15 protein-coding genes are annotated in these 12,780 nt (G+C 35.4%); 3 read left to right on the forward strand and 12 right to left on the reverse strand.

The features are described 5' to 3' along the window. Window positions 1-29 precede the first annotated feature (29 nt). Window positions 30-1,052, forward strand: a complete 1,023-nt coding sequence (locus Q5O24_07710; protein WKY46278.1) for an agmatine deiminase family protein — start codon at window positions 30-32, stop codon at window positions 1,050-1,052. 12 nt (window positions 1,053-1,064) lie between these two features. Next, window positions 1,065-1,934 (forward strand): N-carbamoylputrescine amidase, encoded by an 870-nt coding sequence (gene aguB / locus Q5O24_07715; GenBank protein WKY46279.1) that lies wholly within the window; start codon window positions 1,065-1,067, stop codon window positions 1,932-1,934. A 39-nt stretch (window positions 1,935-1,973) separates the two neighbouring features. Here the strand turns inward: aguB and Q5O24_07720 are convergent, their stop codons facing one another. The 8 genes from Q5O24_07720 to pyrB all read right to left on the reverse strand — a co-directional run bounded on the left by Q5O24_07720 (window position 1,974) and on the right by pyrB (window position 8,162). Continuing rightward, on the reverse strand, window positions 1,974-2,492 hold the full coding sequence (locus tag Q5O24_07720) for a type 1 glutamine amidotransferase domain-containing protein (protein ID WKY46280.1): 519 nt from the start codon (window positions 2,490-2,492) through the stop codon (window positions 1,974-1,976). Between the two features lie 87 nt (window positions 2,493-2,579). Further along, window positions 2,580-3,155, reverse strand: a complete 576-nt coding sequence (gene pyrE, locus Q5O24_07725; protein WKY46281.1) for an orotate phosphoribosyltransferase — start codon at window positions 3,153-3,155, stop codon at window positions 2,580-2,582. A gap of 30 nt (window positions 3,156-3,185) precedes the next feature. Next, window positions 3,186-4,091 carry a dihydroorotate dehydrogenase gene (locus Q5O24_07730; GenBank protein WKY46282.1) on the reverse strand — a complete coding sequence of 302 codons (906 nt, stop codon included), beginning with the start codon at window positions 4,089-4,091 and terminating at the stop codon, window positions 3,186-3,188. Further along, window positions 4,084-4,788, reverse strand: a complete 705-nt coding sequence (locus Q5O24_07735) for a dihydroorotate dehydrogenase electron transfer subunit (GenBank protein ID WKY46283.1) — start codon at window positions 4,786-4,788, stop codon at window positions 4,084-4,086. Before Q5O24_07735 ends, Q5O24_07730 begins: the two co-directional genes overlap by 8 nt. Then, a complete protein-coding gene (gene pyrF, locus Q5O24_07740) occupies window positions 4,779-5,630 on the reverse strand; it encodes an orotidine-5'-phosphate decarboxylase (GenBank protein WKY46284.1) in 852 nt (283 codons plus the stop codon). Before pyrF ends, Q5O24_07735 begins: the two co-directional genes overlap by 10 nt. Beyond that, window positions 5,608-6,714, reverse strand: coding sequence for a dihydroorotase (locus tag Q5O24_07745; protein ID WKY46285.1), 1,107 nt, complete (start codon window positions 6,712-6,714; stop codon window positions 5,608-5,610). Before Q5O24_07745 ends, pyrF begins: the two co-directional genes overlap by 23 nt. 91 nt (window positions 6,715-6,805) lie before the next feature. Continuing rightward, on the reverse strand, window positions 6,806-7,240 hold the full coding sequence (locus Q5O24_07750; protein WKY46286.1) for an aspartate carbamoyltransferase regulatory subunit: 435 nt from the start codon (window positions 7,238-7,240) through the stop codon (window positions 6,806-6,808). After that, window positions 7,233-8,162: an aspartate carbamoyltransferase gene (gene pyrB / locus Q5O24_07755; GenBank protein WKY46287.1), complete on the reverse strand. Its 930-nt coding sequence runs from the start codon at window positions 8,160-8,162 to the stop codon at window positions 7,233-7,235. The genes Q5O24_07750 and pyrB overlap by 8 nt, the downstream gene beginning before the upstream one ends. Before the next feature lie 275 nt (window positions 8,163-8,437). Between pyrB and Q5O24_07760 the strand changes: the two genes are divergently transcribed. Next, entirely contained in the window at window positions 8,438-9,331 is an 894-nt protein-coding gene (locus Q5O24_07760) for a fumarylacetoacetate hydrolase family protein (protein WKY46288.1), read from the forward strand. A 1-nt stretch (window position 9,332) separates the two neighbouring features. On the opposite strand, the gene Q5O24_07765 is transcribed toward Q5O24_07760, so the two are convergent. The 4 genes from Q5O24_07765 to Q5O24_07780 form a co-directional block, all read right to left on the reverse strand. After that, entirely contained in the window at window positions 9,333-10,133 is an 801-nt protein-coding gene (locus Q5O24_07765) for a hypothetical protein (protein ID WKY46289.1), read from the reverse strand. Then, the gene (locus tag Q5O24_07770; GenBank protein ID WKY46290.1) at window positions 10,133-11,032 is read right to left on the reverse strand and encodes an ABC transporter ATP-binding protein; all 900 of its coding nucleotides are present in this window, start codon (window positions 11,030-11,032) and stop codon (window positions 10,133-10,135) included. Before Q5O24_07770 ends, Q5O24_07765 begins: the two co-directional genes overlap by 1 nt. 2 nt (window positions 11,033-11,034) lie before the next feature. After that, the gene (gene rsmA, locus Q5O24_07775; protein WKY46291.1) at window positions 11,035-11,904 is read right to left on the reverse strand and encodes a 16S rRNA (adenine(1518)-N(6)/adenine(1519)-N(6))-dimethyltransferase RsmA; all 870 of its coding nucleotides are present in this window, start codon (window positions 11,902-11,904) and stop codon (window positions 11,035-11,037) included. 158 nt (window positions 11,905-12,062) lie between these two features. Beyond that, window positions 12,063-12,770: an HAD hydrolase-like protein gene (locus tag Q5O24_07780; GenBank protein WKY46292.1), complete on the reverse strand. Its 708-nt coding sequence runs from the start codon at window positions 12,768-12,770 to the stop codon at window positions 12,063-12,065. Window positions 12,771-12,780 lie beyond the last annotated feature (10 nt).

A 12,780-nucleotide genomic window follows, 5' to 3' on the forward strand; every position in this document is an offset into this window, starting at 1 on the left:
TTATATAAAAACACTGTAAAGGAAACAATATGAAACAGAATGCTTCGTATTATATGCCACCGGAATGGGCTCATCATGAACGCACACTTATCGAATGGCCGGTGAAAGAGTCATTAGTATTCCCTGCGAATTTTGAAGAAGTACTGGATGGTTATACTCAAACAATTTTAGCAATTTCAGAATTTGAACCAGTTACGCTCATTGTAAATCACGATGCTTTCAAAGATGCAAAATCCCGATGTGGCAGCCATATTGACTATGTTATTATTTCTCATAATGACGGCTGGTGCCGAGATAATGGTCCAACTATAGTAATCAATAAAAATGGTGAGCGCAAGGGAATCAATTGGAAGTTTAATGCTTGGGGCGAAAAATATAAACCATTTGATTTGGATAATGAAGTTGCACCTAAAATTTTAAAAAGCTATGATATTCCCTGCATTGACTCTCCATTAGTTCTCGAAGGAGGATCAATTCATGTTGATGGAGAAGGTACGCTTCTGACTACTGAAGAATGTTTATTAAATAAAAACCGTAATCCTCTTTTTTCCAAGAGCTTAATTGAACGAGAACTAAAAAATCAGCTGGGTGTATCACAAATTATCTGGTTAAAACGTGGTCTATATGGTGATGAGACGGATGGACATATCGATAATGTAGCCTGTTTCTCAAAACCAGGGACAATTCTGACCCAAACATGCTCAAATTCAGGGGATATCAATCATGGTCGTACGATGGAAAATCTGGATATTTTAGAAAATACTCGTGATGCCTCAGGACGTTCACCTGAAGTAATTCACATCGAACAACCACCAGCCCGTGTTTATAAAAAGACACTTCTACCACTTAGTTATCTGAATTTTTATATCGTTAATTATGGGATTATTTTACCTGTTTTTGGTGATGATGCAAGAAAATCGGATGAAAATGCAATTTCAATTCTAAAAGAAGCTTTTCCTGGATATCAAGTTGTTTCAGTAGATGGTATGCCGCTTATTAAAGAAGGCGGAAACGTACATTGTATAACTCAACAGATTCCTTCCGGAAAATAAGAAAGGAAAACTATGAGGCATGTAAAAATTGCTGCAACTCAAATGCGTTGCACAAGTGACTTACACACAAATATAAAAACAGCAGAATCAATAGTTAGAGAGGCTGCAGCTCAAGGTGCTCAAATAATTTTATTACAGGAATTATTTGAGACTCTTTATTTCTGTCAAAAAGAAAACCCGAATTATTATCAGATTGCTTCAACAGTTGAAAGTAACATCGCAATCAATCATTTTAAAACAATTGCCAGAGAGCTTTCAGTTGTTTTGCCAATCAGTTTTTATGAACGAAAAAATAATGCCTTATTTAATTCAATCGTTGTAATAGATGCTGATGGGAGCATTTCCGACACCTACCGTAAAAGTCATATTCCCGACGGACCTGGCTATGAAGAAAAATACTATTTTTCGCCTGGAGATACAGGTTTTAAAGTATTTGAGACAAAATATGCGAAAATTGGCGTTGGAATCTGCTGGGATCAGTGGTTTCCAGAAGCAGCCAGAGCAATGGTTTTAATGGGTGCAGAACTTTTATTCTATCCGACGGCGATTGGTTCGGAACCGGAAAGTCCAGAAATCGATTCAAAAGATCACTGGCAACGATGCATGATTGGACATGCTGCATGTAATCTGGTTCCTGTTATTGCTTCTAATCGGATCGGTGAAGAAACAATTGAAAATTCAACAATTACATTCTATGGATCTTCTTTTATTGCCGGAACGACAGGCGAAATAATTAAGGAAGCCGATCGAAGTACTCAAACCGTTATTACTGTTGATTTTGATCTGGACAAGTTGGTAGAACAGCGTCTTGAATGGGGACTTTTTAGAGATCGAAGACCAGAATTATATGAAATTTTGTCAAGTCTTGATGGAACAATTTAAAAACCCCCCCTGAAACACTTAATGTTTCAGGGGGAATTCTTATTGTTCGCTCAATACCTTAATATAATCTCTCATATATTCTGGTAAATCTGGTGGCCGACGACTAGAAACAATGTGACCATCAATAATTGAAGGAACATCATGCCAGGTTGCTCCGGCATTTGTCATATCATCTTTAATACCCGGAGTGCTGGTAACATTTTTACCATTAAGGATATCAGCAGAGATTAGAACCCAACCTGCATGGCAAATTTGACCAATAGCCCGTTTCCTTTCATTCATATTTTTAACTAAATTAATGACTTCAGGCAAACGACGTAGTGCATCAGGAGCCCATCCTCCTGGAACCAATATACCATCATAATCTTCAGGATTTATATCTGTAAATGAATAATCAGATACACATGGTACGCCATATTTTCCAATATATGTTTTTCCGGCTTCATCACCGACCACATGAACCACTGCCCCTTCTTCACGCAGGCGAAGAACAGGATACCATAATTCCAGATCTTCAAAATCCTTGCTGATTAAAGCAATAATTTTTTTTGTTTTCATTTTTACCTCCTGAATTTTATTAAAGTGTTCGAAATTATCGAACAAATAAACGCATTTATTTGTATTTGTAGAAATGCGTATTATTTTTTAGGCATTACCCCTTGAACCTGGTTTTACAACAGGTATTTTATTTTCTTTACAAACCGGGCATTCATCTGGTTCCCAGGCAGTTATTTCCAGTTTGATCGCAGAATAGATTGGCATATCGATCTCGACTCCCTGGGCTCGCCGATCAGCGATGCAAGCAACGCCCAAAACCTCAGCTCCTAAAGATTCCAGAACCTTTTTTGTTTCAATGGTAGATTTTCCGGTAGTAACTACATCTTCAGTAATAATTACCTTTTCACCTGGTTTAATTTCAAAACCGCGTCTAAGCTCCATTTTTCCATCTTTTCGTTCAGTAAAAATAGACTCTTTACCAAGTTGTCGTCCAATCTCATAGGATACAACAACACCGCCCATAGCCGGACCTACCACTTTATCAATCTGGAGATCTTTAAGTTGTTCAACAACTGGTTTTAAAACTTTTTCTGCCTGATTAGGAAATCTCAATACTTTTGCACATTGTACATACTGATCACTGTGCTTTCCGGATGACAAAAGAAAGTGTCCTTCTAAAAAAGCATCGGTTTCTTTTAAAATTTCTAAAATATCTTGACTCATTATAATCCTCTTTTCTGTAATTTTTATAAATTATATAATGCCACGAATGCTAGATATATTATCCAGTTTTTCGTCTTTACAATATTTTTCTAGACCATCAATAATTGAAATAGCCACATTGGGATTGTTAAAATTAATTGTTCCAATTTGTATACAGGTTGCACCAACCATTATAAACTCTAAGGCGTCTCGCCAGTCAGATATTCCCCCCATAGCCATGATCGGTATATTTACAGCCTGACAAACCTGGTGAGTCATTCTTAAGGCTATAGGTTTAACTGCCGGTCCTGACAAACCGGCATATAAATTATCGAACACAGGTTGTTTCTTTTGATAATCAATGGCCATACCCTGAACTGTATTAATTAAGGACAGTCCAGAAGCACCAGCAGCTTCACAGGCTTTGGCAATTTCTGTTATAGATTCTCCATTAGGTGAAAGTTTAACCATGATCGGATGTTTAGAAATTGAAACAACCTTTTTTGTAATGTCTTCAGCCATTGATGCTTTAATACCATAGGCCATGCCACCAGCTTTGACATTTGGGCAGGAAATATTGAGCTCGATCAGTTGTACATCTAAATCATTAAGTTTTTCGACCGCGTCAAGATAGCTGGTTTCATCTTTTCCCCCTACATTAACAATTGTTACAGTATCAAGAGCTTTTAAATGAGGCCATTCATTGCTGATAAAAGAATCAATTCCTGGATTTTCCAGACCAATACTATTCATCAGTCCTGCCGGGGTTTCCCATAAACGCATACCTTTATTGCCTGGTCGGGGCTCAAGCGTAAGCCCTTTTGTGCATAAGCCACCGAGTTTGTCCAAATCATAAAAGGTTTCGTATTCTCTGCCAAAACCAAAAGTTCCAGATGCTGGAACAACCGGATTTTTAAATTCAATTTCATTAAATTTCGTCACCAAAGGATTAGACATCAAAAACCTCCTCTCGTAAAAAAACAGGACCGTCTTTACACACTTTTTTATTCCCGCTTTTCGTCTGACAAGTACAACCAAGACACGCACCGATACCACAAGCCATGTGAGCTTCTAATGAGACATAAACCGGAGTTGTGGCAGGTATGATATTTGAAAGGGCTTTCATCATAATTTCTGGGCCACATGTCATGACAGTATCACTTTCAGAAATTTTTACATCATCAGTAATAATTCCACCAACATTTACGGTTATCTCATCACAAATTGATTCAAACAGATTAACAGTATAAGGAATGTCGCGAAAACCCAAATATGCACGACATTGTTTAGTCGGGTTTTTAATTTTAAAATTTTTAGCCAGATAAAATAAGGGTGCTACACCAATTCCACCACCAACAATTACCAAATTATTGTCAATTTCCGGAAATCCATTTCCATAAGGTCCCTGAATTTCTACAGAATCCCCAACATTTAATTTTTGAAATATCTGAGTTCCTTTACCGACAACCTGATATAGAAATACCAATTTCCCCGGTTCAAAATCAAAAACACTAATTGGTCTTGATAATAAAGGGTCTTTATCCCAAGCTCTTAACATAAAAAATTGCCCAGGCAAGACGTTATTTTCCTGATACTCAAGGGTCATTTTCATGATACCGGGTTGCATCATTACATTTTCAAGTATTATAGCCATTTAAGGATGTCCTCCTTCATGGCAAGGGTCGCATTCCGAACATGATCAGCAAAAAGTTCCCCTTCACAACCAACCTTTTGGTGGGCAGTAATTAAACCACGCGAAGAATTAACAACTGCACAGGATGATTTTTTCAGAATTTTTGCAATATCTTCACCGGTTCCACCTTGTGCACCATAACCAGGCACTAGAAAATAGGTATGTGGTGAAAGCTTTTGAATTTGTTCAAATTCTTCAGGACACGTTAAACCCACAACTGCACCGATTGAAGAAAATCCAGATTCACCTCTAAAAGATTCCCCCCATTTTTCGATTTTTTCACCAATTACTTCGTATATCGTTTTGCCTTCAGAATCTCTATTTTGCAAGTCGGCAGCAGACGGATTAGAGGTTCTCTGCAAAACGAAAAGACCCTTTTCTTTTAGATATGGGTAATATGGTGAAACAGCGTCTTCTCCCATATAGGCGTTAATAGTCATGATATCTACTTCAAAATCACCGGTAAAATGTCCCTTAGCGTATTGTTCCCCTGTAGAAGAAATATCACCTCGTTTAACATCGCCAATAACAATGTTACCTTTGTTTCTAGCATATTTTACAGTCTCACTGTATGCTTTAAGTCCATCAAGGCCAAGAGCTTCATAGCAGGCGATTTGCACCTTGTAACAGGCAGCAAGATCAGATGTTGCATCAATAATGTTTTTATTGAATAATAAGATCTTTTCGCCATCAGTAAGGTCCTGTTCCACTAAATATTTTGGTAGAAATTTTACAGTGGAATCTAGGCCTACGCAGATAGGTCCTCTTTTTATAGCTTCATTATACAAACGATCCATTATCATATTTTATTTCCCCCTTCGCGATTGTCATTTTAATTATTCCGTTAAGCGTTTCATTTCCGAATGGATTATTATGACTTTTTGAAACAAACTCTTTAGGATCTATCTTACCACTCCAATTTAAATCAACTAAAACCAGGTCAGCAGGATAATTGTCTTTAATGAGTCCAGCTTTTAGTCCAAGTCTTTTTGCAGGTGCAAGGCTAAGCATTTCACTTAGTTTTTCGATCGAAATATTGTTTTGTTTAAAAACTGTATAGTACATGGAAAATGCAATTTCAAAGTTGTCAATTCCCGGAGCTCCCTTTAATTTATCTTCTGCTGAATGAGGCGCATGATCAGTTCCACACATATCAACAATCCCCTCTTTAATTCCTTCTATTAAAGCTCGGCGATCGGGATAAGTTCTAAATGAAGGGTTCACTTTATAATCCATTCCTGAAGCAAATAGGTGATGGGGCGTTACCTCACAGCTGATATTCAGACCTTTCTCTTTTCCTGTACGAATAAGATTGAGGGTATCCTTTTTACTAATATGACAGACATGTAAACGACCGCCATATTCTTCCAGCAACTTTAGGTCACGGGCTACCAATTCAGTTTCTGGCTGGCAATGAGTAAGTAAAATAAAGTTGTTATCCAGCGATGCTTTTAACCCTTCAACCATACGCTCCTTTGAGAAAACAGAGACACCATCATTTGAGAATACTGGGGTTAAAGGGCGAATATTTTCAATGTCAACAAGTTCGTTGTCACCAAAAGATTTTGTCAGTGCAGATACCTGTATCAGTTGGCAGAGATTTAATGTTTCAGCTTTATTCAGGTTGTTTTTGATAGCTTCAGCATTATCCATAATCGGTTTAGTGTTTGCCATTGCAACTAGAGAAGTGAACCCACCTTTTAATGCTGCTTTCATACCAGTTTCCAGAGTCTCTTTATACTCATAACCAGGCTCTCTCAAATGACAATGCATATCAATAAATCCAGGCATTAAGGCATAGCCGCAACCATCGATCTCACAATCGTATTTTGATTTTACCATACCCTTTTCTTTATAAACTTTTTTAATACGCTGATCTTCAATCAATACTTTTCCTGGCCTGCTGCCATCAGCATCAATTATCTCAATATTTGTGATTAAAGTTCTCATCAATTTCTCCTTTTCTCATAAGCTGATATCAGTCTGTTTCAATGAAAGTCGTATATGCATCGCAATATTCACAACGATACTGTCTTTTTTCATCATTAACCAGATAAAATCTGATATCTTTAATCTCCTCATATTGGGTAATGCAACGGGGATTTTTGCAAGTCATGATTCCTTTTACAACTTTTGGTAAAGAAAGTTTGATTTTTTTGACCATTTCACCATCTTTGACAAAATTGATAGTTACATTTGGATCAATAAGACCCAAAACATTCATATTGATTTCCATATCAGTTTCAATTTTAATCAGATCTTTTTGACCCATCTTTTTGCTGGGTATTTTTTTTAGTAAGACAACGACATCATCAATATCATTTAAATAAAGTGCTTTGAAGATCTCAAAACCGTGACCTGCCTCAATATGATCAATAATTATACCTTTTTTTAGTTTTGATACATTAATCATTTTCTTCCTCCATTCCAAGTAGTTTTGCGATCAGTGCCATACGCACATACATTCCCATCTTTGCCTGTTTAAAATAAACTGATCGTTTATCTTCATCAACTTCCTGGGCTATTTCATTAACTCTTGGTAAGGGATGCATGACAATCATATCATCTTTTGCTTTTTTCATTTTTTTATTATCTAAAATATAATAATTTTTCAGGCGCAGGTATTCTTCTTCATTGACAAACCGTTCTCGCTGTACGCGAGACATATATAAAATATCCAGTTCTCCAATCACTTCATCCAGATTATCAGTTTCTTCATAACAATCTGGATTTAAATGGTTTAGAATATGTTCAGGCATTTTTAGTTCTTTAGGTGAAATAAAGACAAAATGAATATTTTCATATCGATTTAGAGTTTTTACTAAAGAATGGATTGTTCTGCCAAACAAAAGGTCACCACAAACACCAACTACATGATTGTTACAAGATCCTTTGAAGTTTCTGATAGTTAAAATATCTGTTAGTGTTTGAGTTGGGTGCTCATGGCCACCATCACCGGCATTAATAATTGGCATTTCATTTGCATATTTTGATACAAGTTTTGCAGTTCCTTCGCGAGGATGTCTAATCACAGCAATATCTGCATAGCATTCAATTGTTCTGATTGTATCCCCCAGACTTTCTCCCTTTGAAACAGAAGAATTATTAGGATCGTCAAATCCAATCAGCTGACCACCAAGTCTAAGCATTGCCGCTTCAAAACTGAAACGGGTACGTGTAGATGGCTCATAAAAAAGGCTGGCCAATAATTTCCCTTTACAAATCATAGAATAATTTTCTGGATTTGCAATTATTTTATCAGCCAGCTGCATAATTGATTCAATTTCATTTATTTCAAAATCCCCAGGTTCAATCAAATGTCTACCTTTTAACATGGACTTCCTCCTATTTTCATTATCGGGCAAAAAACTAGCCGCTTAGTTAGCGGCATACATAGTTTAAGGTCATTTCCTCATCATGTTTAATTCATACCCATACGCCACACCCTCAAGCATGCATATAATATTATTGTAATAATAATTTAAAACTGCTGTTTTGTCAACAATCTTTCATTGTAAGATACAGTTAATATCAGATATTATTTTGTAAAGACATGTGTTGGAAAAGAAAGATAATCATGATATGATTATCAAAAAGGAGTTTCAGAAAAATGAAATTTATAACTTATCAATTTAAACAATTTAATGAAGGTGGTATTTTAAATTCTGATGATTCGAAGGTAATTCCCTTTAAAACAATAGGAAAATATTTAAATATCAATATGCCAGAGAAAATGTCTGATTTTATATCTATTGCTAGCGATGAATTGATAACCAGGTTAAAAAGTATTAAGGATGATCCGTCAGTTCCTGGCATTTCAATCAGTCAGATTCGGTTGTTAGCACCTATTCCTAGACCTTCGAGAAACATATTTTGTCTTGGAAAAAACTACGCCGAACATGCCAGAGAAATTAAAAATATACCCACTTTAGTCGATCTTCCTGAAAACCCTATTTACTTTTCTAAATTGCCAACAACTGTAACAGGTCCAGATACTGTAGTTTTATCACATCCCAATGTAACTAAACAAATTGATTACGAAGTTGAGCTAGCTGTCATAATCGGAAAAGAAGGTTCTAATATTCCAATCTCACTTGCTGAAGAATATATTTTTGGCTACACAATTGCTAATGATATAACTGCAAGAGATTTACAAAAAAAACATTCTCAATGGTATAAAGGAAAAAGTCTTGATACATTTTGTCCTCTGGGACCAGCTATTATCCATAAGTCAGCTCTTCCATTTCCTATTAAACTTGATATTACCAGTCGGGTAAATGGAGAATGCCGACAATTTTCCAACACCAGTCAGATGATATTTGATATTCCGACAATTATTAATAATTTATCCCAAGGTGTCACGCTTTTACCGGGGGACATTATTTTAACAGGAACACCTGCTGGAGTCGGATTTGCTATGAATCCTCCACAATTTTTAAAGCGCGGAGATCAGATTGAAGCTGAAATTGAATCAATAGGCATTCTTCATAACACTATTGAATAAACTAAATTGGTAGTCGTTTCATGAAAAAAACACCCAGGCTAAGTGCTAGCGACAAAACAATGGCACCAGCAAAAAAAGTAATCATTGCCGATATATCAGCTTGACCCACACCGATGGCAGGTCCATTGTAAATACTATAAATCGAAAAGTTTTTTAGTGAGACAAAGCGTTCTGAAAGGCCGCTTAAAAAAGTCAGCATAAAAAATATAACCGGAAATCCTGCCGAAAAAATCATCGTCATCCTGGTATCACTAAAAATACTTCCAAAAAAGAAATTAATCATCGCAATTGCCGCGGTCATAAAAAATGCCCCAATATTCATTTGGGCAAAAATATCTGTATTCAGCACACCAGAATACATCTGCTCACTTAATTGAATTCCTGTAATATGGATACTTAAGAACAGCAAACCAATCGATAGTAAAAGATAAATAGCCTGCGTAGTAATAATTTTTATACGACTGTTAGGAGTTGATAAGAAACAGGCAAAAGAACCATCATATACATACTTCGTAACTAAACGATTTCCCATCACTATACAATAAATCATTGGAAAGACATAAATGGGTAAACCATAAAAAAGACCTCCCAAAAATCCGGTCATACTGCTGTCAATTGTAGACAACGCAAATAGAGTTACTAATCGATTTGGCAATAACGAAACCATATCATTAAAGGCGCCCATTCCTGCTGGATCGTACATATAAATCAGAACAGCTAAGTAGATATTCATCAGGAATGCAAAAAGTAATAAAAAAAGAAAATGATCTTTAAAATTTTTGATAAAAAGCGGTAAACTCATTAAATTTCCTCAACTTTCCGCGAATAAAAATTCTGGAATGATTCTTCCAGGGTTTGCTCATTTGAATTAAAAATCAATACATTTTCATGGGATAAAACTTTAATCAAAGCATCAATTCTATTTCCTGGGGCGAAGATTTCAAAATCTTTTGCATCGATACGCTTGTATCCAAACCCAAATTTTTTAAACTGATCAAGATTCGGCGATTTAGAAAATTTCACCCGATAAGATTTAATCTCTTTAGCTTTTAATGTAATTACATCATCAAGTTCCAGAAGACGGCCCGACCGCAGCAGCGCTACCCGATCAGCAACTCGTTCAACTTCTGAAAACATTTGAGATGTTAAGAAAAAGGTTTTTCCCTTTTTCTTTTCCTCTATAATTAGATTTGCCAGTTTGCTTTCAAGGGCTGGATTTAAATGTTTAAATGGTTCGTCAAAAATATAGATTTCAGGATCATGCATAAAGGCTGCAACAATCGATAGCTTTTGCTTGTCTTCACTTCCCATTCTGTCAATCCTGGCAGATTGATCCAAATTGAAAATTTCTGATAATTCATTGCGGCTTTGTTTAACTTCAGCTGAATTTGTTCGCCGGAGCCTGCTCATGAAATCAAGGTATGATTTAACTCTCATACCTTCGAAAAAAGCGGGATCTTCAGGTATGTAACCAAGATTTTTTTTGATAGCAGAGGCTTTTAAAAATGTGTTCATTCCATTGATTAATGCTTGCCCCCTACTGCTTCTGTGAAATCCCATAAGAAGTCTGATTATTGTTGTTTTACCAGCAGTTTCGGGGCCGATTAAGCCAACAACTTCACCTTTTTTTACTAAAAAATTTAGGTCGAATACACCATTACCATTTAAATATTTCAAAGTTAAATCTTGTACTTCAATCATTTCTATCTCCTCAAACCGTCCAGAATATTAAAATAATTTGACAATAATGCAAATTCCTGACCTGTTAAAGCTTCACCACGGACATTTAAAGCAATCCCACAATGTTCAAGTGCTTCAACTACCTGTTCTTTAGAAAAAGAAGTATTAGTCGTTAAGCTGTTTATCAGTGTCTTTCTGCGATTAATAAAACCAGCCTTTACTATTTTGAAAAATGTTTCCTTATTATCGACTATTAGATCAGGTGATTTTTTCTTTTTCATTGAAACAACAATGGAATCAACCTTTGGTTTAGGCATAAAAACATTTGCCGGTACTAAAAATTCAATTTTGACATCCGCGTAAAATTGAGCGGCAATACTCAAAGATCCATAGGCTTTAGTGCCAGGCACTGCACATAGCCTTTCTCCTACTTCTTTTTGTATGAGAAACACCATTTTTTCAATTGCTAGATCCATTTCCAGAAATCCCATAATAATTGGTGTTGTAATATAATAGGGTAAATTTGCTACAACTTTTAAATTGTTGTAAGTATCTTTTTCTATTAATGACTTGATATCGGTTTTCAGGATATCGTTTTGAATAATTTCAACATTATTATATTCATTTAGCGTTTCGGAAAGAACCGGGATTAACTTCTTATCGATCTCTACACTATAGACTTTATTTGCCTTTTCGCATAATACTGCTGTTAAAGTTCCAATCCCAGGTCCTATTTCAATTATAAGATCATCCGGTCCTATATCACCAGTGTCAGCAATTTTTTTAACAATGTTATCATCAATTAAAAAATTTTGACCATAGCGTTTATTGAAATGCAGATCATATTTATTTAAGACTGATTTAATCACCTTTGGTGATGTCAATTTCTCCATTAATTTCCTTTCAATAGTTACTGTTAAATTTCAAATCAATTGCTGTCTATTATACCTTTTATAAGCTTTTTATTGAAGCCTTTAATCAAATCAATACAATTTTTTTACAAGTAAGTATTAAGTCTATTCGCTACACAACCCATTCTTAACTACAATTTTTATATTTCTGATAATTTTTCCTCAAATATATTCGTTCCAGGATTAGCAAACTTAACAGTTTCGTAACTTGACTGCTTTTTTTTGACAATTTCTATTAAATTCCACAAATCATCTATCATATAGGTAGGATTGCATTGTTTTAGAGCACTGGGACTATTATATCCCCATTCTACAGCAGCAACATCTACGCCAACCTTCTGACAGGCTTCAATATCACGTGTTTCGTCGCCGACATATAACATTTCTTCCGGTTTTATTCGCGACCATCTCATAACTTTTCGAATTTTTTCAGCTTTAGACATTAAGGCAGAACATTTAACAAATTTTATTTCATCTTCCAGGTAATATTTTTTCAAAAAGTGATTGACGGTTTTTTTTATGTTTGATGTTAAAATTCCGCAAAATTCAACCTGTTTATTCAACTCAATGAAAAAATCATGAATATCTGTATTGAAAGCATGAATTTCAGAAGATTCCAGTCTAAGCATTTTTTGACCTTCTTTAATTACTTTTGGAAAATGATGCAATGGTATATCTACAATTTCCAAAATTTCTTTAATATGCAAATTTTTGATATGTTGCAATTCTTCCATTGTAACTTGACTGTAGTTGTATTTACGAGCCAAACGATTATATATTTCGAATGCTTTCTCTTCAGTATCAGCTAGAGTCCCGTCAAAATCAAAAATAACACATTTATACGGCATATAAGCCTCC

Source organism: Eubacteriaceae bacterium ES3 (assembly GCA_030586155.1).
GTDB lineage: Bacteria > Bacillota > Clostridia > Eubacteriales > Eubacteriaceae > Acetobacterium.